The sequence below is a fragment of the Rhizobium sp. Root1334 genome, assembly GCF_001426665.1.
Lineage (GTDB): Bacteria > Pseudomonadota > Alphaproteobacteria > Rhizobiales > Rhizobiaceae > Pararhizobium.
Map to the genome: position 1 here is coordinate 122,202 of NZ_LMEY01000027.1, position 23,721 is coordinate 145,922.

At 58.0% G+C, this 23,721-nt stretch carries 25 protein-coding genes, 1 tRNA gene and 1 pseudogene; 11 read left to right on the top strand and 16 right to left on the bottom strand.

What is annotated here, in order from left to right; translation table 11 throughout:
- Positions 1-47: 47 nt before the first annotated feature.
- The 8 genes from ASD36_RS22460 to ASD36_RS22495 form a co-directional block, all read right to left on the bottom strand.
- Positions 48-1,067 (bottom strand): ABC transporter substrate-binding protein, encoded by a 1,020-nt coding sequence (locus ASD36_RS22460; RefSeq protein ID WP_060506438.1) that lies wholly within the window; start codon positions 1,065-1,067, stop codon positions 48-50.
- Positions 1,068-1,194: 127 nt separating this feature from the next.
- Positions 1,195-2,874: a flagellin gene (locus ASD36_RS22465; RefSeq protein WP_060506439.1), complete on the bottom strand. Its 1,680-nt coding sequence runs from the start codon at positions 2,872-2,874 to the stop codon at positions 1,195-1,197.
- A 221-nt stretch (positions 2,875-3,095) separates the two neighbouring features.
- Positions 3,096-3,755, bottom strand: coding sequence for a hypothetical protein (locus ASD36_RS22470; protein WP_060506440.1), 660 nt, complete (start codon positions 3,753-3,755; stop codon positions 3,096-3,098).
- 120 nt (positions 3,756-3,875) lie between these two features.
- Complete coding sequence (locus ASD36_RS22475; RefSeq protein ID WP_060506441.1) at positions 3,876-4,430, bottom strand: hypothetical protein; 555 nt, start codon at positions 4,428-4,430, stop codon at positions 3,876-3,878.
- The gene (locus ASD36_RS22480; RefSeq protein WP_156393906.1) at positions 4,412-4,642 is read right to left on the bottom strand and encodes a hypothetical protein; all 231 of its coding nucleotides are present in this window, start codon (positions 4,640-4,642) and stop codon (positions 4,412-4,414) included. Before ASD36_RS22480 ends, ASD36_RS22475 begins: the two co-directional genes overlap by 19 nt.
- Before the next feature lie 517 nt (positions 4,643-5,159).
- Positions 5,160-5,236: transfer RNA gene (locus ASD36_RS22485), tRNA-Met, on the bottom strand.
- A gap of 171 nt (positions 5,237-5,407) precedes the next feature.
- Positions 5,408-6,604, bottom strand: a complete 1,197-nt coding sequence (gene mnmA, locus ASD36_RS22490; protein ID WP_112834522.1) for a tRNA 2-thiouridine(34) synthase MnmA — start codon at positions 6,602-6,604, stop codon at positions 5,408-5,410.
- A gap of 180 nt (positions 6,605-6,784) precedes the next feature.
- The gene (locus ASD36_RS22495; protein WP_060506596.1) at positions 6,785-7,531 is read right to left on the bottom strand and encodes a LuxR C-terminal-related transcriptional regulator; all 747 of its coding nucleotides are present in this window, start codon (positions 7,529-7,531) and stop codon (positions 6,785-6,787) included.
- A 497-nt stretch (positions 7,532-8,028) separates the two neighbouring features.
- Between ASD36_RS22495 and ASD36_RS22500 the strand changes: the two genes are divergently transcribed.
- Positions 8,029-8,304 (top strand): DUF1153 domain-containing protein, encoded by a 276-nt coding sequence (locus tag ASD36_RS22500; RefSeq protein ID WP_037099805.1) that lies wholly within the window; start codon positions 8,029-8,031, stop codon positions 8,302-8,304.
- A gap of 37 nt (positions 8,305-8,341) precedes the next feature.
- Here ASD36_RS22500 and ASD36_RS22505 read toward each other — a convergent pair.
- Positions 8,342-8,787, bottom strand: a pseudogene (locus ASD36_RS22505) (paraquat-inducible protein A).
- Between the two features lie 167 nt (positions 8,788-8,954).
- Here ASD36_RS22505 and ASD36_RS22510 point away from each other — a divergent pair.
- Positions 8,955-9,236 carry a GNAT family N-acetyltransferase gene (locus ASD36_RS22510; RefSeq protein WP_060506443.1) on the top strand — a complete coding sequence of 94 codons (282 nt, stop codon included), beginning with the start codon at positions 8,955-8,957 and terminating at the stop codon, positions 9,234-9,236.
- A gap of 106 nt (positions 9,237-9,342) precedes the next feature.
- On the opposite strand, the gene ASD36_RS22515 is transcribed toward ASD36_RS22510, so the two are convergent.
- Positions 9,343-9,693 (bottom strand): hypothetical protein, encoded by a 351-nt coding sequence (locus tag ASD36_RS22515; RefSeq protein ID WP_037099811.1) that lies wholly within the window; start codon positions 9,691-9,693, stop codon positions 9,343-9,345.
- Between the two features lie 441 nt (positions 9,694-10,134).
- On the opposite strand from ASD36_RS22515, the gene ctrA reads away from it, so the two are divergent.
- Positions 10,135-10,833, top strand: coding sequence for a cell cycle two-component system response regulator CtrA (gene ctrA, locus ASD36_RS22520; RefSeq protein WP_037099813.1), 699 nt, complete (start codon positions 10,135-10,137; stop codon positions 10,831-10,833).
- A gap of 223 nt (positions 10,834-11,056) precedes the next feature.
- Here ctrA and ASD36_RS22525 read toward each other — a convergent pair whose 3' ends face one another.
- Both ASD36_RS22525 and ASD36_RS22530 read right to left on the bottom strand, forming a co-directional pair.
- Complete coding sequence (locus tag ASD36_RS22525) at positions 11,057-11,419, bottom strand: response regulator (RefSeq protein WP_060506444.1); 363 nt, start codon at positions 11,417-11,419, stop codon at positions 11,057-11,059.
- A gap of 111 nt (positions 11,420-11,530) precedes the next feature.
- Entirely contained in the window at positions 11,531-12,178 is a 648-nt protein-coding gene (locus ASD36_RS22530; RefSeq protein ID WP_060506445.1) for a histidine phosphotransferase family protein, read from the bottom strand.
- 268 nt (positions 12,179-12,446) lie between these two features.
- Between ASD36_RS22530 and ASD36_RS22535 the strand changes: the two genes are divergently transcribed.
- Both ASD36_RS22535 and ASD36_RS22540 read left to right on the top strand, forming a co-directional pair.
- On the top strand, positions 12,447-13,037 hold the full coding sequence (locus ASD36_RS22535; protein ID WP_060506446.1) for an EipA family protein: 591 nt from the start codon (positions 12,447-12,449) through the stop codon (positions 13,035-13,037).
- 165 nt (positions 13,038-13,202) lie between these two features.
- The gene (locus tag ASD36_RS22540; protein ID WP_060506447.1) at positions 13,203-14,402 is read left to right on the top strand and encodes a hypothetical protein; all 1,200 of its coding nucleotides are present in this window, start codon (positions 13,203-13,205) and stop codon (positions 14,400-14,402) included.
- A 9-nt stretch (positions 14,403-14,411) separates the two neighbouring features.
- Here ASD36_RS22540 and ASD36_RS22545 read toward each other — a convergent pair whose 3' ends face one another.
- Positions 14,412-15,233: an RNA methyltransferase gene (locus ASD36_RS22545; protein WP_060506448.1), complete on the bottom strand. Its 822-nt coding sequence runs from the start codon at positions 15,231-15,233 to the stop codon at positions 14,412-14,414.
- 12 nt (positions 15,234-15,245) lie between these two features.
- Complete coding sequence (locus ASD36_RS22550) at positions 15,246-15,629, bottom strand: hypothetical protein (protein WP_060506449.1); 384 nt, start codon at positions 15,627-15,629, stop codon at positions 15,246-15,248.
- Between the two features lie 30 nt (positions 15,630-15,659).
- Here ASD36_RS22550 and ASD36_RS22555 point away from each other — a divergent pair, with 30 nt between their 5' ends.
- From ASD36_RS22555 to rpoH, 6 genes are all read left to right on the top strand, one after another.
- On the top strand, positions 15,660-16,682 hold the full coding sequence (locus tag ASD36_RS22555; RefSeq protein ID WP_060506450.1) for an RluA family pseudouridine synthase: 1,023 nt from the start codon (positions 15,660-15,662) through the stop codon (positions 16,680-16,682).
- Positions 16,683-16,744: 62 nt separating this feature from the next.
- Positions 16,745-17,575: a helix-turn-helix domain-containing protein gene (locus ASD36_RS22560; RefSeq protein ID WP_060506451.1), complete on the top strand. Its 831-nt coding sequence runs from the start codon at positions 16,745-16,747 to the stop codon at positions 17,573-17,575.
- A 93-nt stretch (positions 17,576-17,668) separates the two neighbouring features.
- Positions 17,669-17,830, top strand: coding sequence for a hypothetical protein (locus ASD36_RS31060; protein ID WP_164491972.1), 162 nt, complete (start codon positions 17,669-17,671; stop codon positions 17,828-17,830).
- Positions 17,831-17,899: 69 nt separating this feature from the next.
- A complete protein-coding gene (locus ASD36_RS22565) occupies positions 17,900-18,214 on the top strand; it encodes a DUF1127 domain-containing protein (protein WP_082512301.1) in 315 nt (104 codons plus the stop codon).
- Between the two features lie 98 nt (positions 18,215-18,312).
- On the top strand, positions 18,313-18,570 hold the full coding sequence (locus ASD36_RS22570; protein WP_060506452.1) for a DUF2171 domain-containing protein: 258 nt from the start codon (positions 18,313-18,315) through the stop codon (positions 18,568-18,570).
- A gap of 246 nt (positions 18,571-18,816) precedes the next feature.
- Complete coding sequence (gene rpoH / locus ASD36_RS22575; protein WP_060506453.1) at positions 18,817-19,722, top strand: RNA polymerase sigma factor RpoH; 906 nt, start codon at positions 18,817-18,819, stop codon at positions 19,720-19,722.
- A gap of 75 nt (positions 19,723-19,797) precedes the next feature.
- Here the strand turns inward: rpoH and ASD36_RS22580 are convergent, their stop codons facing one another.
- Positions 19,798-22,104 (bottom strand): hypothetical protein, encoded by a 2,307-nt coding sequence (locus ASD36_RS22580; RefSeq protein ID WP_060506454.1) that lies wholly within the window; start codon positions 22,102-22,104, stop codon positions 19,798-19,800.
- Positions 22,105-22,166: 62 nt separating this feature from the next.
- The gene (locus tag ASD36_RS22585) at positions 22,167-23,465 is read right to left on the bottom strand and encodes an adenylosuccinate synthase (RefSeq protein WP_060506455.1); all 1,299 of its coding nucleotides are present in this window, start codon (positions 23,463-23,465) and stop codon (positions 22,167-22,169) included.
- Between the last annotated feature and the right edge of the window lie 256 nt (positions 23,466-23,721).

Genomic DNA, 23,721 nt, shown 5'->3' on the forward strand with positions numbered 1-23,721 from the left:
TCCTGCCGCAGCAACATTCCGATCAGTACCGATCCGAGAGCGATACTCTACTTCTTCAACGCCAGCCCTACGCCTTTGCAAGAAAAGCGCGTATCGAATGCCACGGTATAATCGGTCTCCGCACGCAACAGCTTCACCTTCACCAATTCGTCAAAGAGCTGTTTGTAGCGGGCCCCCGTCATGCAGCCGATCCCCTTTTCCAGGGTATCGCCACTATCGACAATCCCATATGCCTTGATTTTGCCGATGGCATAAGCGATCTGGCCATCGGTCATCTCCGGGTTTTCCGCCTTGATCAGAGCATTGGCAGAGGTGTTGTCATTGTTGAGGTAATTGTACCAACCCTCAATTGATGCATCGACAAACCGCTGGACAAGGTCGGGATTGGTGTCGATGAGGCTCCGCTGGACGGTGATCATGTTCGCATAGGGTTTGTATCCGCTATCCGCGAGCAGGAAGATCTTTGGCTCGGTGCCGGTTTGTTTCTGGATCTCGTAGGGCTCCGCTGTGATCAGGCCCTGCTGTGCGGAGTTCTTGTCCAGGAGGAATGGCGCAGGACTGAAATTATAGGGCCTGAATTGCTCATTGCGGAAGCCGGCGAAATTAGCTTTCATCCATTCGAAATATGCGCCAAACCCACCGTGCGTCATGAAAATCGTTTCGAGCTTGGCAAGGCCTTCGAAATTCTCGATGCCTCTGTCAGGGTGCGCAAGAATAACTTGGGCATTCTTTTGATAGAACGCCGCGACATCGACCAGCGGAATACCCTGCTCGATCCCGATCAGTTGCTCCTGCTGGGTGCCGAGGTAAAAATCAAGCTTGCCTGCGAGCAGCATGGTGCGATTTTGGGTTCCAGGGCCGCCTTGGGTAATTTCCACCTCAAGACCGTACTTGGCATAGGTGCCGTCGGCAGCAGCCTGATAGAACCCCCCGTGATCGGCCTCGGCGAGCCAATCGGTGCCGAACCGGACCTTATCCAACGCATAGGAAGGAGAAACCATAGCGGCTGTCGCGATTGCCCACAGAGCGGCGCTACCCAGCCTGTGCAACGAAACATATGAGTTCATTCAAAATTCCTAAGATAGTTGACATGGGGGACAAACGCATGCGTTGTAAAGACATCCGTTTTGCCCGTGTCAATGGCAGTTTGTGAAAACGTCAAGCTATGGTTGGCTCGAGCCGATTGCCCGCCAATTATTGAAACAATTGCAGGACATTTTCGGCATTCACGTTGGCGATCTGAAGTGCTTGTATCCCAAGTTGCTGCTGCGTCTGGAGGGCTTTCAGCCGGGTCGAGGCTTCGTCCATATCGGCGTCGACAAGACGGCCGATGCCCTTGTCGATCGTGTCCATGAGGGTCTGCACGAAACTTTCCTGCATATCGACCCGCGTCTTGACGGCACCGAGCGTGCTTGCGCCTGAAATGACCTTTTGCAGCATGATATCGACGCCGGTCAGATAGTTGTCGAGATCATTGGCTGGGTCGGTGATATCCACGTCGAGGATGTCGAAATCCGGTACAGGACCGATATTGTCGGCAACGTTGCCGATGCTCATGAACGAGCGGGTACCGGCATTCGGATAAAGGGTCTTGTCGATGTCGAAGGTCACGGCCGTTCCGGTAGAACTGACATTCAACCCTCTCCCTGCAAGCTCCAGGCCAAGAAGCGTTGCCATGTCGGCGGCGGATGTGATTTTACCGTCCGATGTACCAAGCGCCAAATCCACCTTGTCGCGGGTGATGGTGAGGGTTATCGCCGGATCGCTTCCGACCTGAATGTCGAAGCTGAACTCCACGTCGCGATGGACCGACACAGGACCGGAAAAGCTAAAACTCCATTGCGGATACATGTTGGCCTGCTCGGCGACCGGTGGCAACTCCAGCCCGGCTCCAAAGTTCCCAGGGGCAACACTCGACGTGACGCCGGAAACGGCGATGCTGGAGCCGGGATGACCGGTCGTTTCATTGCTCCGAATAGAAAATGCGCTGCCGCCAGCCCATTGCGCTGTCGCTGGAACGCCGCCGGCGGCGAGAACATGCTGCAGCACTGCGGCATAAGCCTGGGCAGTCGAAACAAGGCCATCAGTCGTACCGAGAGCGGCATCTACCGCCGCCCTGTTGATGGTGATGGGGTAACTCGTGCCGGCCGCAAGCGGGCTGTCATCGACCAGAACGTCAAAGCTGATCGTGTCAGCAGCGTCCCATGTAAATGGACCGGAGAAACCATACTGCTGATAGCCAGCGCCCCCCGCCGCATCAATGTCTGTTGGCCTGAACCCGCCGATGTTTCCAAGCGCACGGATATCCTTCTGCAAGGCGGCACCGCCACCGGCATTGAACAGGCTGATATCGGCGGTATCGACTTCCGTTGTGCCGACGTGAACAGTGCCATCCGCAGAGCGCGTGAAGGCGGAGACGATGTTCGTGGGAAGCGAGGATAGATCCCAAAGATTTTGCGGTGCATCCGTCTTGAGCCAGTTGACGCCGTTAAAGCTCGCAGACGTGGCGATGGAGACGAATTGCTCCTTGAACTGTTCAAGTTCCTTCTGGATTTTGGCCTTGTCCACGCCTGGTTCTTTTGCGGCCACCAGCTTTGCCCGGAATTCGCTGAGAACATCTTTGGCGGCATCAAGGCCGGTATAGGTCGTATCGACCTTCGCCGCACCAAGCCCGATCGCATCAGCCACGGTGGAAATCGCCATATTGTCGGAGCGCATGGTGGTCGAAATCGACCAATAGGCTGCATTGTCTGCTGCGGTTTGAACGCTCAGGCCCGAGCTGATCTGAGACTGCGTTTCAGCCAGGCGGGAGCCTATGCCGCGCAATGTCTGGAGGGCAGCCATAGCGGCGGTGTTCGTCAGGATACTGGTCATGTTAAAAGCTCCTTGAGCATAGGCTAGCGCCCGGCGGTCAGAACCAGTCCGGTAAAAAGCTAGCAATGATGGGAACACTTTTAACGGTTAACCACGAGGGTGCCCGCCGTCATGGCGAGACCGTCACCCTAAAAAACGAGAACACTTGATATTTAGAGTTGCCCGACGAGAATCGAGCATATTTCATTAACCTTACTGCATTAAGATAGGTTAACAAAAAGTTAACGCCGCGCGAGCGCCTCTCTGACACGCAAGAACTGCGGTATGACGCGTGCGACCAATTCGAACTCCGGTTCGAAGTCAGCCATAAGCTGCACGATTTTACTCTCCACACCGTCCGTGTCGCTCATATCTTTCACAGCGGCGGAGTTTTTCCGCAGGAAACGTGAATAAAGTCCCCGTTCGTCAACGGCACCCGGCGGGAACTGGATGCGTTCCAGCCCTTCGGCAGATGCTGCCATCCGGATCGCCTCGATAATCCCCTTGCGGGTCTTATGGTCTGAAATGGGACCGACTTCCGCATTCAGCTTGAGGACCCCTGTGATTCCATCATCGCCAGCCCGTATCTCCACCCAGGCAATAAACGGATAGCCGGCCCACCAGTTCTCGCAGCCAGGCCACCTGCCCTTCGTCTTGTCCAACTCCTCGTGCCATCGTGCAGGCAGAAAACTTACGAGGTTTTTCTGAATCCCAGGACATACGACCGTGCTGTTGCCTATCCTGACGGGCTTCTCCCGCTCAGGTTTGTCACCAAACAACCGCTGGGCGGCGAGCTCAAAGCCCGTACCGGAACTGCGCTCCGCAAGCAGGCCCAGCACCTTTTTATGGTCGCGGTAAAGCTGACGTGCCAGGTTTTCCATCTCGGAGCGTTCTTTACCCATACCGGTCATTTCCTCAACAATTTGGAGGTGTTGGACAAGGCACGTAGCCGCATGGAGGGAAAAAAGAAAGATGCCTTGTCATTCCGCCGACACGCAGACGAAAAGTTCAACATCGAAGGCCTAGATTGTCGAAACCAAGGTATCGAGAATGGCAATCGGCTCTGCGCTCATGAAAAACCTCGGAATTCTAAAGGCGTAGTCTTGCAATCTTTGCAGGCTGCTCCTGCTCGCCATCGTGGCCTGCCGTTGAAGCTGCCTGATGCGCAGCAGCCTCAACGAAGCGACGTCGCTGGAATCACTCGAAGCAATTTTCACCACGGAGGCCGCAGCTTTCACTGCATCCTTCAACCGATCGGCATGCACCAAATAGTCTCGCTTCCTCCGATAGAGCTCAACGCTGTTTGGGAGTGAAGAAATGCCGTTGTCCAAGGTCGATATCGCGGCGGGCAAATCGCGAACCCGCATATTGAGGTGTGCAAGGTGAAGGATGTCTGCGGTATTGCGCGGAGCAAGGGAGACCACGCGCGCGGCAGCTTCGCGAGCCTCATAATTGCGCGCCAGAGCGTCGAGGCAATCCCGCCGGCGCCGCAACGCAAGAAGGCTTGCATTGTTGTCGATTGCGGCATCGATATGCTGAAGTGCACCAGAATAATTCTTTAGCGCGCCCTGCCGCAAAACTGCGTAACAACGTCCGCAAAATCTTGGAGACTTAGGTCACGGTACCAGTTATCGGCGCGCTTCTTGACGGCGATAACGCTGCAACCGCTTTTTTCAAGAAATTGCTGGCCAAAACCAGGCAACAATGGATCGTTTTCTCCAAACGACGAAAAGGTAATCACGAGCCTCTGGGCCGAGATAGGCGCATGACCGGCTTCGATGACAGTCATGCCATTGTCAAATAGAACAGCCCTCATTATTAGAACTCACTACAATAGTATAATCTAAAATTAAATAAAAATGTCCAGAATTCGCGAAATCAACACCTCGGATTCAGAAGCTCAATGCACTTGAATCGATCGGCTTTGGCAGTATTTAATGTTTGATCAACCTAAAAAGCCAGAGAATTTTGCTCCGGAGTCCTGCCGAAACAGCTCATAATAGTCAACTCAATATTGCAAGGACCCGACTAGCAGCTCTTGCTATGCTGAAAGCCAGCGTTCAGCCTGGACGATTTCTCGTTCCGGGCGGCTGTAAAAGTGCAGATGGATTGTTTTAGCCGCTGCGAGCTCAAACCTCGACGGCGTTACGCTGCAACAATGCCAGCGTTAAAACTGCGCGAATAGGTTCGAGCGAGCCTAACGCGGCCAATGAATGAAGGGGTGTACAAATGTACCGGAATGGCACCAGCAAGATTTTTTCAATAGTAGAGGTGGATTCTTCAATACTACTCTTGTTGAAGAGCAGTGGTAGCGGGAGAGGGACTCGAACCCCCGACACGCGGATTATGATTCCGCTGCTCTAACCACCTGAGCTACCCCGCCATCAGGCTGCGACTTGGGCTCTTGGCCGCTGTCGTCGCCGTCAGTGGGGCGGCTTATAAGGTGCGGTTCATGCTGGTGTCAAGCCGAGGTGTTTCAAAAAACGGGAAGTTTTTCAAGGGACGGTGGACAACGGCCGGAGACGGCATGTTATGGACCGTCCCCTGCCCTCAATCAGGCCGCAACCACGCCCTGCAGCAGATCCTTGAGCGCGGCCTCGGCCGCTGCCTCACGTTCGGAACGCAGGATGAAGCCGCCGCCGTAGACGCGGGCATCTTCGCCGATACCGGAATAGAGCGCGCAAGCCTGGCCGGGGGCAACGCCCGCCTCACCTTCCAGAAGCTCGACCGAGACGCCATTCTCGTCGGCACGCAGGATCGCAGGTGCCGGTTGGCGGGTGGATCGAACCTTGGCGAAACAGGCAAAACCATCGGCCGCCACATCGAAAACATCGCCGTCGCCCAGCCAGTTGATGTCGCGCAGATAGACGCGGCGTGTTTCCAGCGCCTCCTTCGGGCCGACGATGACGCGGCGCGAACGGGCATCGAGATGCACGACATAAAGCGGCTCGCCGGTAGCGACGCCGATGCCGCGGCGCTGGCCGATCGTATAGTGCAGGATACCATCGTGGCTACCGAGCACGCGGCCGTCGAGGTGGACGATATCACCCGCCAGCGACGCATTCGGCTTCAGCTTGTTGATGATATCGGCATATTTGCCCTGCGGCACGAAACAGATGTCCTGGCTGTCGGCCTTCTTGGCAACGACGAGGCCCATCTCTTCGGCAAGCTGCCGTGTTTCAGCCTTGGTGAGATTGCCGAGCGGGAACCGCAGATAATCGATCTGCTCCTGCGTGGTGGCAAAGAGGAAATAGCTCTGGTCGCGATCAGCATCCGTCGGACGAAACAGCGCGCGACGGCCCGGCGCACCCGGCTGCGGATTGGCCTTGGAGCGAATGTAGTGGCCGGTCGCCAGCGCATCGGCGCCGAGATCGCGCGCGGTTGCCAGAAGGTCGGCGAATTTGACGGTCTGGTTGCAGGCAACGCAAGGGATCGGCGTTTCGCCGGCAACATAGCTCTCGGCGAAAGGATTGATCACCGTTTCGCGAAAACGCTGCTCGTAATCGAGCACATAATGCGGAATGCCCAGCACCTCGCAGACACGGCGGGCATCGTCGATATCCTGTCCGGCACAGCAGGAGCCGGCGCGGTGGACGGCAGCGCCATGATCGTAGAGTTGCAGCGTGATGCCGAGGACGTCGTAACCTTGCCGTTTCAGGATGCCGGCCACCACGGAACTGTCGACGCCGCCGGACATGGCAACGACGACGCGCGTATCTTCGGGCTTGCGATCAAAATCGAGACTGTTCACGGCATCCAATCCGGCATTCCGGTCCATCGGCGGGTTGTTCGGCATTTTCGCGCGACCATACCCTGTTTCCTGCAAACGGCCAACGCCGCAGCGAAGCGGTCGCCGGGCAGACCGGCCATACCGCAAGCCGCTATATAGAAAGTCGGGAAGAATTGAACAAGGGCAAGGGCTCTGCCGCGTTCAGATCAGCTTCATTCGCATGGCGCGCGCGATCGCCTGCATGCGATTGACGGAATCGAGCTTGCGGGTAGCGGTCTTGAAATAACTGGAGACCGTATAGGCGGAAATGCCGAGAATGATCGCGATCTCATCGCTGCTCTTGCCGGCTGCAGCCCAGCGAAGACATTCAATCTCGCGCGTCGACAGCTTGTCGCGCGCCGAGGCGCCGACCTCGAAGGTGCGCTCGAGAGTTTCGAACAGTTGCAGCAATGTCAGATAGAGGTCAGCCGTCTCGGCCCTGTCAGGTTCACCACGCGGCCCGCAGAGCAGGACGGCAAACGCTTCCCCGTGGGTGGTGTGCAGCGTAACGGCAAATGTGTTGCTCATCGCCTGCCCGCCAAACAGCGCATCGACATGTTCACGTGCCGCAGGTCCTTGCGCATTGAGCAGGGATTGTGTTGCGCCGAAAACTGGCAGCTTCGTATGGCGCAGCTGCTCGATCAGCGCACTGGCCTGGAAAACCGTAGCGGCGTCATATTCCCGCACAAGCTCCGATGGCCAGCTGCTCAAAACGAGACGCTCGGCGAAGCGCTGCTGCTCGCCGAACGGAACGCGCGCGATCATGAAATGGCTAAAACCGAACTGCGCCGTACACTGGCGCATCAGGTGGAGCACTTCATACTCCGTCTGGACTGCGGAACTGTTCATACCGGAAAGGAAATCAGCATAAGCCTCGCTTCGCAAGGTCAGCTTGTCAGGGTCTCTCATATTTTTAATCACCAAACTGCCGGCCATACCACCAGCTCTCCAAAAAATTCTCGTTCCGGAATTTTTTCGGCAGCACGCTATAAATCCAACACCGACAAAACCCCGAGAGGCCCCAAGGGACACAATCGAAGCGAAAGGAACGGTATTTTGAAATAAAATGGTGCATCGAGAGCATTCCAGAGCAACAAAATGCTGCATATGCTCAATTACTGGCCGTTACTATCAACAATTTTATGCAAATTGAACCATTATATTTGCATAGCTCCCATGCAGACCTTGAAGACACGAATACAAAACTTCAACACCTTATAATAGAGCCACGCACCCGGGAAAACTCATGATGTATGTGCACGGGGTTTTCGAGATCTGCAATTGGTCGAAGAGCACGCTGGAAGTCTCTAAAATTATTAGCAAATTGTTACCACTCGCTTAGGCAAATGTTAAATGTGGCAGGGTAAGTTGAGCCTATATGGTCTTGAGTATGTGTAGAGAGTCCAATGACCGAAATGATACGACCCCGCGTGAAATATGTCATCGGACCCGATGGCAGCCCTTTGACAATTGCTGACCTTCCTCCGGCCAATACGCGCCGTTGGGTGATCCGCAGAAAGGCAGAAGTCGTCGCCGCCGTGCGTGGCGGACTGCTGAGCCTGGAAGAAGCCTGCGACCGCTATACCCTGACCGTTGAAGAATTCCTGTCCTGGCAGTCCTCGATCAGCGACCACGGCCTTGCCGGCCTGCGTACGACGCGAATCCAGCAGTATCGCCACTAGCCAGATACTTAATTTGCAAGAGCTCAAGCGGCCGCATTCAGTGCGGCCGCAGCCGCATTTGAACGAGCCCCGTCAGCACCGCCGATCCGGCATAGAACCATAGACCGGGTTGAGTGAAAGCCTCGGCCATTCCACTGGTCTTGGCTGCAAAGATGACGAGCGCCACAAGCATCACATCCATCATCGACCATTTGCCGAGGATCGGCAGAAGGCGGGCAACCACGCCCGCAGCCTTGCCGTCCGCCGACGCTGTCGCCTCGAAAGTCATGCCGACCAGCTTCGCCAACGGGAACACGACGGAAAAAAGCGCCACAATGACGGCAAGCATCTGATTGCCCTCATCCCAGAGTGACGACACGATTCCGAGAAGCGACGGCGTTTCGTTGAAAATACCAGTTTTTCAAACCTGACCAGCGGCAACACAAGCCCGAGAGCCAGAAAAAAGGCTGAAAGGACAAGGAAAAGCGGTGTGATAAGACGCATGATTCTTGTCTTCTGTTGCGCGGACAGGATTACATATCATCTTTGGCGATGCTGAACAGCGAGGTCCTTGGTGGTGCGCCGGGGACCTTGGCCTGAACATGTGCGGCAATGAACCAACCACGCAACGGAAACGGTCCCGGCTCAGCCGGAAAAAAGGGAGAGATGTCATGGATATCATCAGTGAGGAAACCGGCTCGCATGGCCGCTACAGCACAACGGTCGAGGGCCATACCGGAGAAATGACCTATTCCCGGTCATCGTCGCATCTGATCATCATCGATCATACCGCCGTTCCGGACGCGTTGCGCGGCAAAGGCGTCGGCCAGGCGCTGGCGGCGCACGCAATCGCCGAGGCGCGAAAAGGTGGCTGGAAGATCATTCCGCTCTGCCCTTTCATGCGTGCCCAGACGCAACGCCATCCCGAATGGCAGGATGTGATCCAGGCTTAGGAAGTGCTGCTAAAAACAGCTGGGAAATACACAAGGCCCTTCTCACGAACTTGAGACAAGTCCGTGAGAAGGGCCTTTTGGCCTTGAGCAAAAGCTCGAGCGCGCCTTAAGCGCGCATGCGAGCACCGCTATCACGTTCTTCAAGCGCTGCGGCCTTGGCGAATTCCGCCTGAACCTCTTCCAGCGCGAGTTCCGCCGCATCCTGCTGCACCTTCAGCTCCCGAACCGAGACCTGGAGATTGTCTGCCCGCTGCCGCGCAGCCTTGGCAAATGTCGGATAGGCGAAATGGGTGGGATCAGTGATCCCGGACTTCTTTTCCTCGAACGTGATCTGGTTTTCCAATTCCTTGGTCATCCGCTCAAATTCGGACATCATCAGCTGCAACTGGCTCAACTGACGCTGTTTCTCCTTCACCTGAAATTCCTTCAGGCGAACAAGGCTCTCACGTGACTTCATACGCAATACTCCCGTGATGCGAGACCCCGGTTACTGGATTTGACCCGTCCAACCGACCTTACGGTGTCGGAAACAAAAAAAATTACAGCGATCTTAACAAAATCCTACCGCTGGTAACCTTTCGTTTACGGGCATCGTTAATCATAGGGACGATCATTTAAGGGTCAGTAAATGCTAAGCGCAAAATTTGGTGTTTGGCATAGATTGAGTCAGATGAGTCAGATAGCCGATTTCCTTAATGTTACGCATTAAGGATGTCATTCTAGATTCACATGCAAAATCAGGGGACTGCAAAAAATATTTAACATTTTCGGTACACCTTGCCAGAGTGAATCAGAATTTGTTAACCATTTGCTGGCAGCCTCCAAATCAGGCAACGACTGGATCCGTATCGCGTAAGGGGGCCATCAACACCTTTCGGCGGCGGAAAAGGGGACAATTATGCGGGTTCTACTCATCGAAGACGACAGCGCGACAGCGCAGAGCATCGAACTGATGCTCAAGTCGGAAAGTTTTAACGTTTACACCACCGATCTTGGTGAAGAGGGTGTCGATCTCGGCAAGCTCTATGATTACGACATCATTCTGCTCGATCTTAACCTGCCGGACATGTCCGGTTACGAGGTTTTGAGAACGCTGCGCCTATCCAAGGTCAAGACACCTATTCTTATCCTGTCCGGCATGGCCGGCATCGAAGACAAGGTTCGCGGTCTCGGCTTTGGTGCCGACGACTACATGACCAAGCCGTTCCACAAGGACGAACTGGTCGCACGCATCCATGCGATCGTGCGCCGTTCCAAGGGGCATGCACAGTCGGTCATCTCGACCGGCGAACTGATCGTCAACCTGGATGCCAAGACTGTTGAAGTCGGCGGCCAGCGCGTTCACCTGACGGGCAAGGAATACCAGATGCTGGAGCTGCTTTCGCTCCGCAAGGGTACGACGCTGACCAAGGAAATGTTCCTCAACCACCTTTATGGCGGTATGGACGAGCCTGAACTGAAGATCATCGACGTGTTCATCTGCAAGCTGCGCAAGAAGCTCGCAAATGCTGCCGGCGGCGCAAACTACATCGAAACCGTCTGGGGCCGCGGCTATGTGCTGCGCGAGCCTGAAGGCGAACTCGCAGAAAGCGCCTGATCGGCGCTTGAAAGACAATACGGGCAGCCGGTTGGCGCTCAGCATCCCGCATATGCGCGGGCGCCATGACGGCATATGCCCCGAAGTTTCAGAAACCCGCCAGAAATGGCGGGTTTTTCGTTGCCACCTGCCAGGATAACCGGCACAGGGACTGAAAACAGAGACGAAAAAGCCGCGACCAAAGGGGCGCGGCTTCAAAGAAACTGGAAACTTGGCGAAGGGATCAGGCGGCGATCGACAGGCTGCCGAAGACGCTCGTCAGGATCTTCCGGTCGAATGGCTTGAGAAGAAAATCATCGGCACCGGCGCGTTTGCCAGCCATCATCTTCTTCAGGTCCGCCTCGACGACGCAGTAATAGATGCGCACGGTCTTGCCTTCAGGCAGATTGCGGATGTTGGCAATCAGATCCAGCGCGCCATCAAGACCGGCATCGACGATGATGATGTTGGGCAGTTCCGCTTCGCAGCGCACGAGTGCTTCGAGACCATTGGCAGCTTCGGAGACGAGGAAATTCAGGCCGGAGAGAATGCGCTTTCCGACCTTGCGTACGACGTCCGAATCATCGGCAATCATCAAGCGTTGCATCTCAAGCTCCCTCTCTGCGCTACAGCGGGAATTTAATCCCTATCAACAACCGTAGGCCGCTTTGGCAAAGAATCAGTTACCGCGACGCCTAAAAGCAGATTTATCTCCGCCTCAGGCTGCAACCATCTTCGCGGAAAACACGATTTCTTCCGCGTTCGAGTTGACCTCGATTTCCATGCCGGCCTCCTCGGCAAGCAGAACCGTGTAATAGGGCTGGATCGTATGGGCATCGACGGCTTCTTCGAGTGTGCCCGAAAGAAGCTCGACCAGTTTTGGCGGTACACGCATCATCCGCCCCTTGCAGATCAGCTTGAAAGCCGCGTCATATTCAGGGTTTTCCAGGATGACATCGATCGAACCACCGCGCGGAATGGCGCCGTAAGCGATCAGGAACAGGTTGAGCAGCAGCTTGACGCGGTTCTTGGCGATGATCACGCGCGGGCCGGTCCAGGTGACTTCCGTCTTCTTTTCGACGGAAGCGAAATCCTTGGCTGCTTTTTCCGCTTCACCGGTATCGATCGATGCGCCGACCGAGCCCGAGGCGCCGAACGCCAGCCGGGCGAATTTCAACCGGACGGAAGCATTGAGCGCGCTGGTGCGGATCAGGTCCATGGCATCGGCATCCGCCCCGCCCTCGTCGAGCAGTTCAAGGCCGTTGTTGATCGCGCCGACCGGCGAGATGATGTCGTGGCAGACACGGCTGCACAGAAGCGCTGCGAGATCGGGACCGGTCAAGGTCAGGTTCGGGTTCTTTCCCATGGTCGTATCCTCAATAGCCTTCGAGCGGCTCACAAGCGAGATCAGGCGGCCTTCCGCGATCCTTTTGCCCCATCGTCTAACCCACGAACATTGTGCGGGCATAGCCTCGGGACGAAGATCATAAAGACACCACATTTGGTAAACCGATTGTTAAGATCATCGGTTCAAATTGCTGACGATCAGCCCGAAGCCCGTCACCAAGTGAGACGGGACAGGACAGCGGCCCGCGCATGACGTCGCAGGCAGGCCTGAGTTTACGGAGAAGAACATGCAGCGGATCGTCAATGCCGTGAAATTCCCACTCTTGCGCACATTCGTGGCGTTGATGGCTGCGTTCAGCCTCATGCCGGCGGCGTTTGCGCAGAGCAACAACGGCGGCCAGTATACGATGCAGGAAATCGTCGATGCCGGCCACGGCTTCTTCGGCTCCACCTCTGGCGGACTTGCCAAGGTGGTCGAGAACGCATTTTCGAAATACGGCCTGCCGAATGGTTATATTCTCGGCCAGGAGGGATCCGGCGCATTCGTGGCTGGCCTGACCTATGGCGAAGGCGACCTCTATACCAAGAACGCCGGCCAACATAACGTGTTCTGGCAGGGGCCGTCCCTTGGCCTCGACTGGGGTGGCCAGGGCAGCCGGACGATGATGCTGGTCTACAACCTGCCGGCCGTTCCTTCACTCTACAAGCGCTTCGGCGGCGTCTCCGGCTCGGCCTATGTGGTTGCCGGGGTTGGCATGACCGTGCTGACGGACGAAAACATCGTCCTGGTTCCCATCCGCACCGGCCTTGGTGCACGCCTCGGCATCAATGTCGGCTATCTGAAGCTGACCCAACAGCCGACCTGGAACCCCTTCTAAACGCTCCGCCTTTTCCAAAAGTCTTTCCAGTCGCCGAGGCGGCTGGAAAAAAATGCGCGTTCGCGAACACTTGAAGTGATATTGTCGTTCGTCTTTAGTGCGAATGAAACGAAAACCATGGATTATGGCGTATCGCCGCGTGTTCAGAACTGAAATGGCCAGCCCGTGATTGAATTCGCACTCCTGTTTGCCCTGGGTTTTCTGACCGCGGCTCTCCTCGGCCTGCTGGCGGCACCGGTCGTTCACAGGCGTATCGTGCGCTTTGCAGAAGACCGGCTGACAGCAACGATGCCGCTATCGCCACAGGAAGTTCGCGCCCAGAAAGACGCGGCCCGCGCCGGTTATGCAGCCGAAAATGCCCGGACAAGCCAGATGCTGAAACGCGAGCGCGACAAGAACGTCGCGCTGCTGCTCCAGAATGGAGCGACGCTAAAAGAAACCCAGCGCCTCGCTGGTGAAAATGCCGACCTGCATGCGCAACTTGCCGACATGAATGTGGAAGCCGCGGACCTGCGCTCGGCAGCCCGCCAGCTCGAGCAGAACATCGAGCGGCTGAAAGCGACGCTTGCCAATGTCGAACGGGACAGTGTCAAAAAGAACGTCGATATCAAAACCCTGAACAGACAGGTGGACCATCTGACCGGCGACATGGACAGCCTGAAGATCGACGTCGCCGCCCATGATGCAGAGGCCGAGAACCTGAAAAGCCGTATTGCCGGCCTGAAGGATGAGCGCGAGATCATGCGCAACGAGTTGAAAGCCGAAAGCACCAAGGCGCGGGAACTGGAAGTACGGCTTGCCCGCGACGAAACCCGCCTGAAGCAGTTCGAAGTCAAGCTCGCCCGGGAAATGGCCGCCAATGCCGATAAGGACAATTTTCTTGAACGCAGGGGCAGTGAGATCGAACGCTTGAAGGCCAAGGTCAGGGATACGGGCACGGACCTGCGCGATGCCTCCAAGGCGCTGCGGGCCGCCGGCCTGACCATGCCCGTGCGCCGCGAAAAGAAAACCACAGCAGCCGGCCCGGCAACAGGCGGCACTTTGGAAACACAGGACAACACCGATGCACAGAACACCATGTCACCCGTAGCAGCCATCGATCTGACCGTACCGGCCGACTATGCCCGCAACCGGGCTGCAGCACTTTCGGAGCAGCTGACACACTCGACGTCTTCAGCGCATGACGATGCCTTGCGCGAGGAGATTGCCGATATCGCGGCAACTATGGTGGCTTTGACAGCGGCCAAGGAAGGTCCGGCGTCACCGATCCCTTCCCTCCTCTCGACAGCAAGCACGCAACCCAACGCCCCAGACAAGAGCCTCGCTGCCCGCGCCCGCGACATGCTACCGCCGGAACAGAACTAATCTTTGCCGTCAGATAAAGCCGTTGATCATCGCCACCTGATGCAGAGCGATGCCGGTGGCGGTAGCGACATTCAGACTGTCCAGTCCCGGCCGCTGGCGGATACGGGCGGTCTGGATCGATGCCATGATGTTTTCAGGCAACCCCTCGCCTTCCGTCCCGGCGAGAAGCACGGTGCGCGGCGACGGAGGAATATCGTGCAGGTCGGTCTTTCCGCGCGGCGACAGACCCCAGATCGCAAAGCCTTCAGCCTGCAGACGCCCGATCAGCGCCGTCACTGATCCTTCGCGGGCGAAGGGGACACTCAGCACCGAGCCGACAGAGACCCGGATCGCCTTGCGGTACATTGGATCGCAGCTGCTTTCGTCCATCAGGATGGTATCGACGCCAAAGGCAGCGGCGTTGCGGAACATCGATCCCATATTGTCGTGGTTGGAGATTCCGCAAGCGGCAAGAACCAGGCTTTTGGCGGGAAGACCATTTACCAGCGCATCCAGACCAGGCGCCGTTTGGCGCTTACCGAGCGCCAGCACACCACGGTGCATGTTGAAACCGGCTATGGCGTCGAACACGGGAGCACTGGCGACATAGACCGGAATGTCCGCCGGGAATTCGGCGAGAATGCCGCTGACACCATCGACGCGGTTTTCGAGAAGAAGAATGGCTTCAGCCTCGATACCACGGCCCGCTTTATGCGCCACCGCCAGCATGCGCAGCACGACCGTGCCCTCGGCGATAAAGCGGCCATGCCGGCCCGTCAGGTCGCGCTCCCTAATCGAGACGAAACCGGCAATACGCGGATCGGCCGGATCATCGATGCGGAGCGGTGTCACAGCTCAGCCTTCTCAGTTGGTCTTGACGGAGACATCCGCAACGACGCGGCCAGCGGCGATATCGAAAACGATCGCCTTGCGCTCTCCACCAGCAACCGCGCCGTAGAACAGGATCTGCCCGCCCGACAAGGCAACATTCGAAACTTCAAACCCGGCGGGCAGTGCTGCGATTGCCGTGATCGGCGCATCGCCCGGCACCGAGACTGAGGCGCTTTGCTCCACATCGGCCTTGCCCGGACGCGTAAGCTTATAGACAATCGCTGCAAGCACGACCATAAGCATCACCAACATGATACCACCCGAGACCAGCTGCAGCTTGATCATCTTGCGGCGCACGTTCTCCATCACCGGATCGAGCGGCTTGTCTTCCTGTTCGACTGGTTTCTGATTGGACATGGCTGGCCTTACCTGCGGAATGGAACGAGAATGAACGACCCCTTTAAACAAGCCCCGGCAATTAGGAAAGTCCTGACGGCAAATGAAGACGCGGCTGGGCGTTTGGACGCATACCTGACGGAAGCGCTGGGCGGCGAGTTTTCCCGCAACCGCATCAAGGCCCTGATCGAACAGGGTGAGGTCTCCGTCAACGGCAAGACCGTCAAGGAAGCCAAGAAGAAGGTGCAGCCCGGCGACGTCTTCGAGATCGGCCTGCCGGAAGCGGAAGACCCCGAGCCGAAGGGCGAGGATATCCCGCTCAACGTGCTCTATGAGGACGACGATCTGATCGTGCTGGTCAAGCCCCCGGGTCTGGTCGTCCATCCCGGCGCCGGCAACTGGACCGGCACGCTGGTCAACGCCCTGATCCACCACTGCGGCGCAAGTCTTTCGGGTATTGGCGGGGTCAAGCGGCCCGGCATCGTCCATCGGCTCGACAAGGATACCAGCGGCGTCATGGTGGTCGCCAAAAACGATATCGCTCATCGCCACCTCTCAGACCAGTTTGCCGACCATGGCCGCACCGGTCCACTGGAACGCGCCTACATGGCCATCGTCTGGGGCCGCCCGCGAGGGCTGAAGGGCACGATCGATGCACCGCTCGGCCGCGCCGGCGACCGCGTGAAGCGCGCGGTCAAGCAAGAAGGGTCAGATGATGCGCGCGAGGCGATCACCCACTATGAGGTGATGGAGCGCTATCACGAAAAACCGGATGCGACCGCCCTTGCCGCGATGATCAAGTGCAATCTCGAAACCGGGCGCACCCACCAGATTCGCGTCCACATGGCCCATATCGGCCACCCACTGATCGGCGATCCCGATTACGGCGCGGCCTTCAAGACCAAGGCCAACCTTCTGCCGGATGAAGCAAAGGCGGTAGTCAACCGTTTCCCCCGGCAGGCGCTGCACGCCTTCATGCTGGCCTTCGAGCACCCCACCACCGGGGAAACCATGCATTTTGAATCGCCGGTCCCGGATGACATGCAGGAACTGGTCGAAGCCTTGCGGGGCTAACGCTGGGACTTGGCGATCCGGCCATTCGAGGCGTATAAAGACCCTTGGAACCCGGAGCGCTCATGAGCCAGTTTGCGGCCAGGAAAATTCTCGATACCGAGATGGTCAGCGTCCATGACGTGCTGTGCACCGGTGAATGCCGGCACAGGAGCGACGTGGAATGTTCGCACGTCACCAGTCTGGTGTTTCCCTATCGGGGTGTCTTCCTTCGCCATGTCGGCAGCGATGACGTTGTTGCCGAAGCCAATCAGGTCTTGTTCTTCAATCGCGACGAGGACTATCGCATCACCCATCCCGTGGAAGGCGGCGATGCATGCCTGAGCCTGGCCGTGCACGAAGCGGCGCTTGAGGAACTGGTCCCAAAAGTTCACAGTGCCGCAAGAAGTCCCTTCGCCTTCAACAAGCAGCGCCTGCGCATAGACGCCCGCGCACAGGCGCTCGTCGCCCTTTTGCGCCACAGCCTGCTCAGGGGCACGGCGGAAACCCTGGAAGCAGAAACGCTGGCAATGACGCTGGTGCGCCGCGCAGTCGGCGAACGCACGGCCCGTGCGGCGACCGCCAGCATCGGCCGGCAGAAACTGGTGGACCGGGCCAAGCTTATCCTCTCCTCCGATCTCGCCCGGCGCTGGACACTGGCGGAGATTGCAAGGGAAGCCGGTGTCTCGCCGGTCTACCTGACGCAAGTTTTCCAGCAGGTGGAAGGCACGCCGCTCTATCGCTATCATTTACGGCTGAGATTGGCCAAGGCGCTCGACTTGCTCGGCAGCTATGACGACCTGACGGGGCTTGGCCTCGATCTCGGCTTTTCGAGCCATAGCCATTTCTCGTCGTCATTCCGCCAGGCTTATGGCCGCACTCCGGCCGAATTCCAGCGCTTCGCCGGCCTGCGCTGATCGATAGGCAAGATCGCTAAAGAATCTGACAGCGCTGTCCTGGCCAAAATGGTCTTCTCTCCTGGTCGAAACACATCAACCGGAGGAATGATCATGCAGGACAATACATGCGCCGCCTGTGACTGCGAACTTGATGCCAGCCGTATCGCCGTCAAGATCGGTGGCAAGACCGTCGAAGTCTGCTGCGAGGAATGTGCGCAGGCGCTGCGCGAGGCCGACGCGGCAATCCACCCCACCCAACTATCGAAGGGATAGGACCGAAACCGGTCCCCTGCCCCGACCCGCCGGCCTGATGATGGGCCGGCATTTCCCGGAGAGATATCGATGAAAAACGAACCTCATGTGATTGGTGATCGCGTGCCGCACGAACACGCCCTGATCGCCGGATTGAAGCTTGTTGTGCAAGGGTCCGGCGATCAGGCGTCGGCGGACATCACCCACCCCGCAGGCTTTGCGCGTCTACGTGCATTTCTCGGATCGATCGGCAGGCTGGTGCGGCAGCGCCGCAACCGGCTGGCCCTATTGGAACTCAACGATGACCAGTTGAAGGATATCGGCATCTCGCGATGCCAGGCCTATGGCGACGGATACAGCCGCTATCGCCGGGCCAGAACGGGTAACGGCGGCGCTTCGATTTGACGGCCCATGGGCTGGATTGAGGGCGGGCGGATTTCTAAGGCCGGTATGCATCCTTTCCCGCCGTCGTGCGTTTTGGCATGACAATAAGGAGAAACCCGATGATTGATGCCACACAGATCAGAGAACATGCCGAAATCATCAGCGCCGACGGTCTTCATATCGGCACGGTCGATCGCGTCGAAGGCGATCGCATCAAGCTGACCAAGAAGGACAGCGGCTTCGGCCACGAAGACCACCACCACTTCATCGCCCTTGAACTGGTGGCAAGCGTCGATGACAATCGCGTCCGTCTCAGCGCCAATGGCGATGTCGCCGTCATGTTTGAGGAAGAACAGGACAACTCGCCGATCCATTGACCGGCACGCGCCGGAAATTCTACAAAATGTTACAAATGACCGGTTCCGCCCTTGATATTTCGAGGGCGGACACAATTTACAGGCTGTAACCCAACTGGAGCATGCGCTTCTCTGGCTTCACATCTCTGTGAAACCGGAGTTCTTGAATCATGCTTTCGCCGCACTTATCTATGAGCATGTGGGGTCGGATAGACCCACATGCCCGGCCTGCCAAGAGGAGGCTGGAACGCGAAAGGGGGGTGCATCATGGCCCGCAGTACGTTACCGTCCATTACCGCTGGAGAAGGCGGTCTCAACCGTTATCTCGATGAAATCCGCAAATTTCCCATGCTTGAACCGCAGGAAGAGTACATGCTCGCCAAGCGGTATCAGGAGCATGACGACCGCAAGGCTGCCCATCAGCTCGTAACCAGCCATCTGCGCCTCGTGGCGAAGATCGCCATGGGTTATCGCGGCTACGGCCTGCCAATCGGTGAAGTCGTTTCAGAAGGCAATGTCGGCCTGATGCAGGCGGTCAAGAAGTTCGATCCGGAACGCGGCTTCCGCTTGGCCACCTACGCCATGTGGTGGATCAAGGCTTCGATCCAGGAATATATCCTGCGTTCGTGGTCGCTGGTGAAAATGGGTACGACCGCCAACCAGAAGCGGCTGTTCTTCAACCTGCGCCGCCTCAAGGGCAAGATTCAGGCCCTTGACGAGGGCGACCTGAAGCCCGATCAGGTCGCGCATATCGCCACGACCCTGAAAGTGTCGGAAGCGGAAGTGATTTCGATGAACCAGCGTCTCTCCGGCGACGCTTCGCTCAACGCGCCGATCAAGGCCGGTGAAGGCGAATCCGGCCAGTGGCAGGATTGGCTTGTCGATGATCACGACAACCAGGAAGACATCCTGATCGAACAGGACGAACTGGAAAGCCGCCGTAGCCTTCTGTCGAGCGCGATGAACGTGTTGAACGACCGGGAACGCCGCATCTTCGAGGCGCGCCGCCTGACGGAAGATCCGGTGACGCTGGAAGATCTGTCGACAGAGTTCGACATCAGCCGCGAGCGCGTCCGTCAGATCGAGGTCCGCGCCTTTGAAAAGGTCCAGGACGCCGTCCGCAAGGCGGCTCAGGATCGCCAGAACGCGCTGCGGGTCGTTGAAGACGCCTGATACCGGCGCTGACTGAACAAACAAAAACCCGGCTGGATCGCTCCAGCCGGGTTTCTTTTTGTGCGTATGGACGAATTACTGACCGGCCGGATCAGGCTTTGCGGCCAGGCTCCAGGCCTGCATGGCCTTGGTGAAGGCTTCGGTGCCAGCAGCACCCTTCTCCAGCGTCAGCAGCGCGCGGCGGCCGTTGCGGTAGGTCAACGGAATATCCATCCAGCCACGCGTGCGTAGAAGTTCGGTGTTTGTCGCAACGGCTTCCGGGAAGTCGTTGAGCGCGATCATGTGGAAATCCTCGGTGATCTTGGCCGGAACCGCGATCAGCGCATCGCCACGATCCTGTTCGTTGCGCTTCATCGAAACACGCTGAACGCTATCGATGCTGCCGCCTTCGAAGTTTTCCGGCAGTGAGAAGACGAATTCGATTACATGGCTGGCGGGCAGCGACGAGTCGGCATTGCGCTTGATCGTCATCAGTGCCGTCAGACCGCGTTCCGGAACATTGATTTGCGCCTGAACGACCGGCTCCGGTTTGGCGTCGCCACCCGGGGATTCTTCCTTCACAGACCAGGCAACATTGCCCTCGATCGCCGTTGGTGCGGACTGCCCCAGCCGTTCCTCGTAAAGGAACATCTTCTGGGCTCCGGCCGGCACCTGTTGCGTCGCCGGATTGGGTGTCGTCTGCTGACCGGGCACCGGTTGGGCAGGTTGCGCGTCAGTTGCCGTCTGGCCTGCAGGCGTGGTTGCCGTTGCCTGAGCGGTATCGACCGGCTTGCCCGCTTCCGTCTGCGCAGCCACAGACTTGCCTTCCTCGGTGGCAGCAGAACCTGCAGGCGCGGGCGCCGGGCCCTCGTCGATCTCGGTGCCATCCTGCTGCAGGCGCTGCGTGAATTTGGTGCTGCCTTCGACTGCCGCGACCTCGGCATTCGGAGGCGTCTGCGTCTGGTTGTTCGTCTCCGGCGCGGTCAGATCCTTGCTGCCCTCTTCAGGCGCAGATGCTTCCGGCGTCGTCTGTCCCGGGATGCTGGCGGTGATAGAAGCCAGTACGCCGGAAACCCAGGAATTCACCGTGGTCTGATTTTGCCAATAGGCGTAACCGCCACCGCCCAGGATCAGCGCAAGCACTGCCGTGAGCCCGATCGCCTTGACATTCAATCGCGAGCGCTTCGGCTCCACCCGGTAGGAAACCGGACGCGCCGGCACTTCGACATCTTCATCGACGGCGGAGGAAGCCTTGCCGGCCTGTGACGCTGCTGCAGCGCCAACGGCTGCAGCCGTACCGCCATGCGCCAGAAGCTCATCGATATCATTCCAGCTGTCATTGGCAGCCTTGCGCTGCTCAGGCTCAGCAGCATCCGTTTTCTCGACCGGCCAAGACCAATCGGCGATGGCGGGTTCCGATGTTTCGGCGGCCGCAGCGGCCGGGGCCTGGGTAAACGGATCGTTATCGTCCCAAGCCCAGGCAGCCGCAGCTTTATCCTTGGCGCCGCTGTCGTCATTCAGCGGCGTTACCGTCTCGACAGGCTCGTATTGCGTGAGGTCGGGGATTTCATCGGCAACAGGTGCTTGCTCCGCAGCCTCTGTCCAGACCGGCTCGCTATGGGCGGTTGCCGGAACCGGATCGTTCCATTCCGGCAATTCCCATTCCGTGGAGGCCGAAGGCGCGGGTTTTTCAACGACCGGCTCTACAGCCGGCTCTGCAAAGGTGTCCGATTGGACCGCGGCTTCCAGAATATCGGCCGTTTCATCAACCGTTGCGCCGTAACGGCTCTGAGGCTCGAACGTCGCGGCGGCCGGATGCTCCGGCTCTGCGACAACCTCGTGGCGATCATCTTCCGGTTCTTCCGAATAGGCCGCCTCGACGGGGATATTTTCCTCTATAGCATCGGCTGTGTTGCCAGCCTCGACCACTTCGGGTTCCGGCTGAGCATCAACATGATCGTCCTCCACCGTCGGCTCAACGACCGCAATCGGTGCAACGTCCGCGACGGGTTCCGGCTGTTCCACCGGTTCAGGTGCGACCTGCGACTCCGCTACAGGCTCCGCGCGTTCCTCTTCCTCGACGTCAGCCTCGGGCTCACGCGCTTCCACCACCGGCGGCTCTGCAACGTGATCCTCGACTTCGGCCGCTTCCGGCACCACGTCCGCGGGCTGATCGTCCAGCGGAGGTAGCGCCTCGGCGTGATCGTCCTCGACCTCGTTGATCGCCGCCTCGAGCTTGACCATCTGGCGTTCGATCATCTCGTCCGAGGGACGAGGTTTCATGCTTTCAAGCTGACGGCGGACAGCACCGCGGGCCTTGTCATAGACCTTGGCCCGCATTTCAGGAACATTGTCCGACAGACCATCGACGGTCCTTCGAATAACTGCAACAAAATCCGCCATCAGAACTTTCTCATACCATCGGCGTATTTACGCCAAATTCTTCCCTAGCCGTCAACGTCAGACTAGTCCTCAAACGGGTCCGTCACAAGTATGGTGTCGTCACGTTCGGGGCTGGTGGAAAGCAGCGCCACCGGCGCACCGATCAATTCCTCGACCTGACGCACATATTTGATCGCCTGAGCCGGAAGCTGCGCCCAGCTGCGGGCACCGACAGTCGATTCTTTCCAGCCTTCCAGCGTGATATAGCGCGGTTTTGCCTGGGCCTGCTGTGCCTGGCTGGCTGGCAGGTGATCGATATCGACGCCATCGAGCGTATAGCCAACGCAGATCTTCAGTTCATCGAGGCCGTCGAGCACGTCGAGCTTGGTCAACGCGATGCCGGTGATGCCATTGGTGGCAACCGACTGGCGCACGAGCGCCGCATCGAACCAGCCGCAGCGGCGCTTACGGCCAGTGACAGTGCCGAACTCATGGCCTTTTTCACCGAGAAACTGGCCGATTTCATCGTGCAGTTCGGTCGGGAACGGACCTTCGCCGACGCGGGTCGTGTAGGCCTTGGTGATGCCGAGGATATAGCCGAGCGCACCCGGGCCCATGCCGGAACCGGCAGCCGCCTGACCAGAAACCGTGTTGGACGAGGTAACGAAAGGATAGGTACCGTGATCGATATCCAGCAGCGTGCCCTGCGCGCCTTCAAACAGGATGCGGGCACCCTTGCGCCGATGACGATCCAGCAGCAGCCAGACGGTTTCCATGAACGGCAGGACGCGAGCAGCAACCGAGGAAAGCTCGGTCATGATCGTCTCATGGCTCACTTCGGCTTCGCCAAGACCACGGCGCAGCGCATTGTGATGGGTGAGCAGCCGATCAACCTTGGCCGGCAGTGTGTCGAGATCAGCGAGATCCATAACGCGGATGGCGCGGCGGCCAACCTTATCTTCGTAGGCCGGGCCGATACCGCGGCGTGTCGTGCCGATCTTGGTGCCGCTGTTGGACGCCGCATCCTCGCGGATGCCGTCCAGTTCGCGATGCAGCGACAGGATCAGCGTGGCATTGTCGGCGATGCGCAGGTTTTCCGGGGTAATGGCCACGCCCTGCTTGTCGAGCTTCTCGATTTCCGCGATCAGCGCGTGCGGGTCGATGACCACGCCATTACCGATGACGGCGAGCTTGCCCGGACGAACGACGCCCGACGGCAGAAGGGAAAGCTTGTAGCTGGTACCGTCGATGACCAAGGTATGGCCGGCATTGTGCCCGCCCTGAAAGCGCACAACCACGTCGGCACGCTCGGAGAGCCAGTCGACAATCTTGCCTTTGCCTTCATCACCCCATTGCGATCCGACCACCACGACATTCGTCATTTCAGTTTTCCTGTTTCCACGCGCCTGTGATTGCGCTGTCTTCAAACCCGCGCATCTATACTGTTTTGTTTTTTGGAAAGCGACCCTGTTTAACCGGGGATTCGGGGTTTTTGCATGGCAAAGACCGCATTTCGCTTCCCTTCATCGATAACAACACCAGCGACGGCCAATAATGCGGGGTTGCCATATCCGTTCTGGATTGATTCAATACAACCGAGAATGAGGTGTTCTGCAAGATCGATACGACCGCTTCATT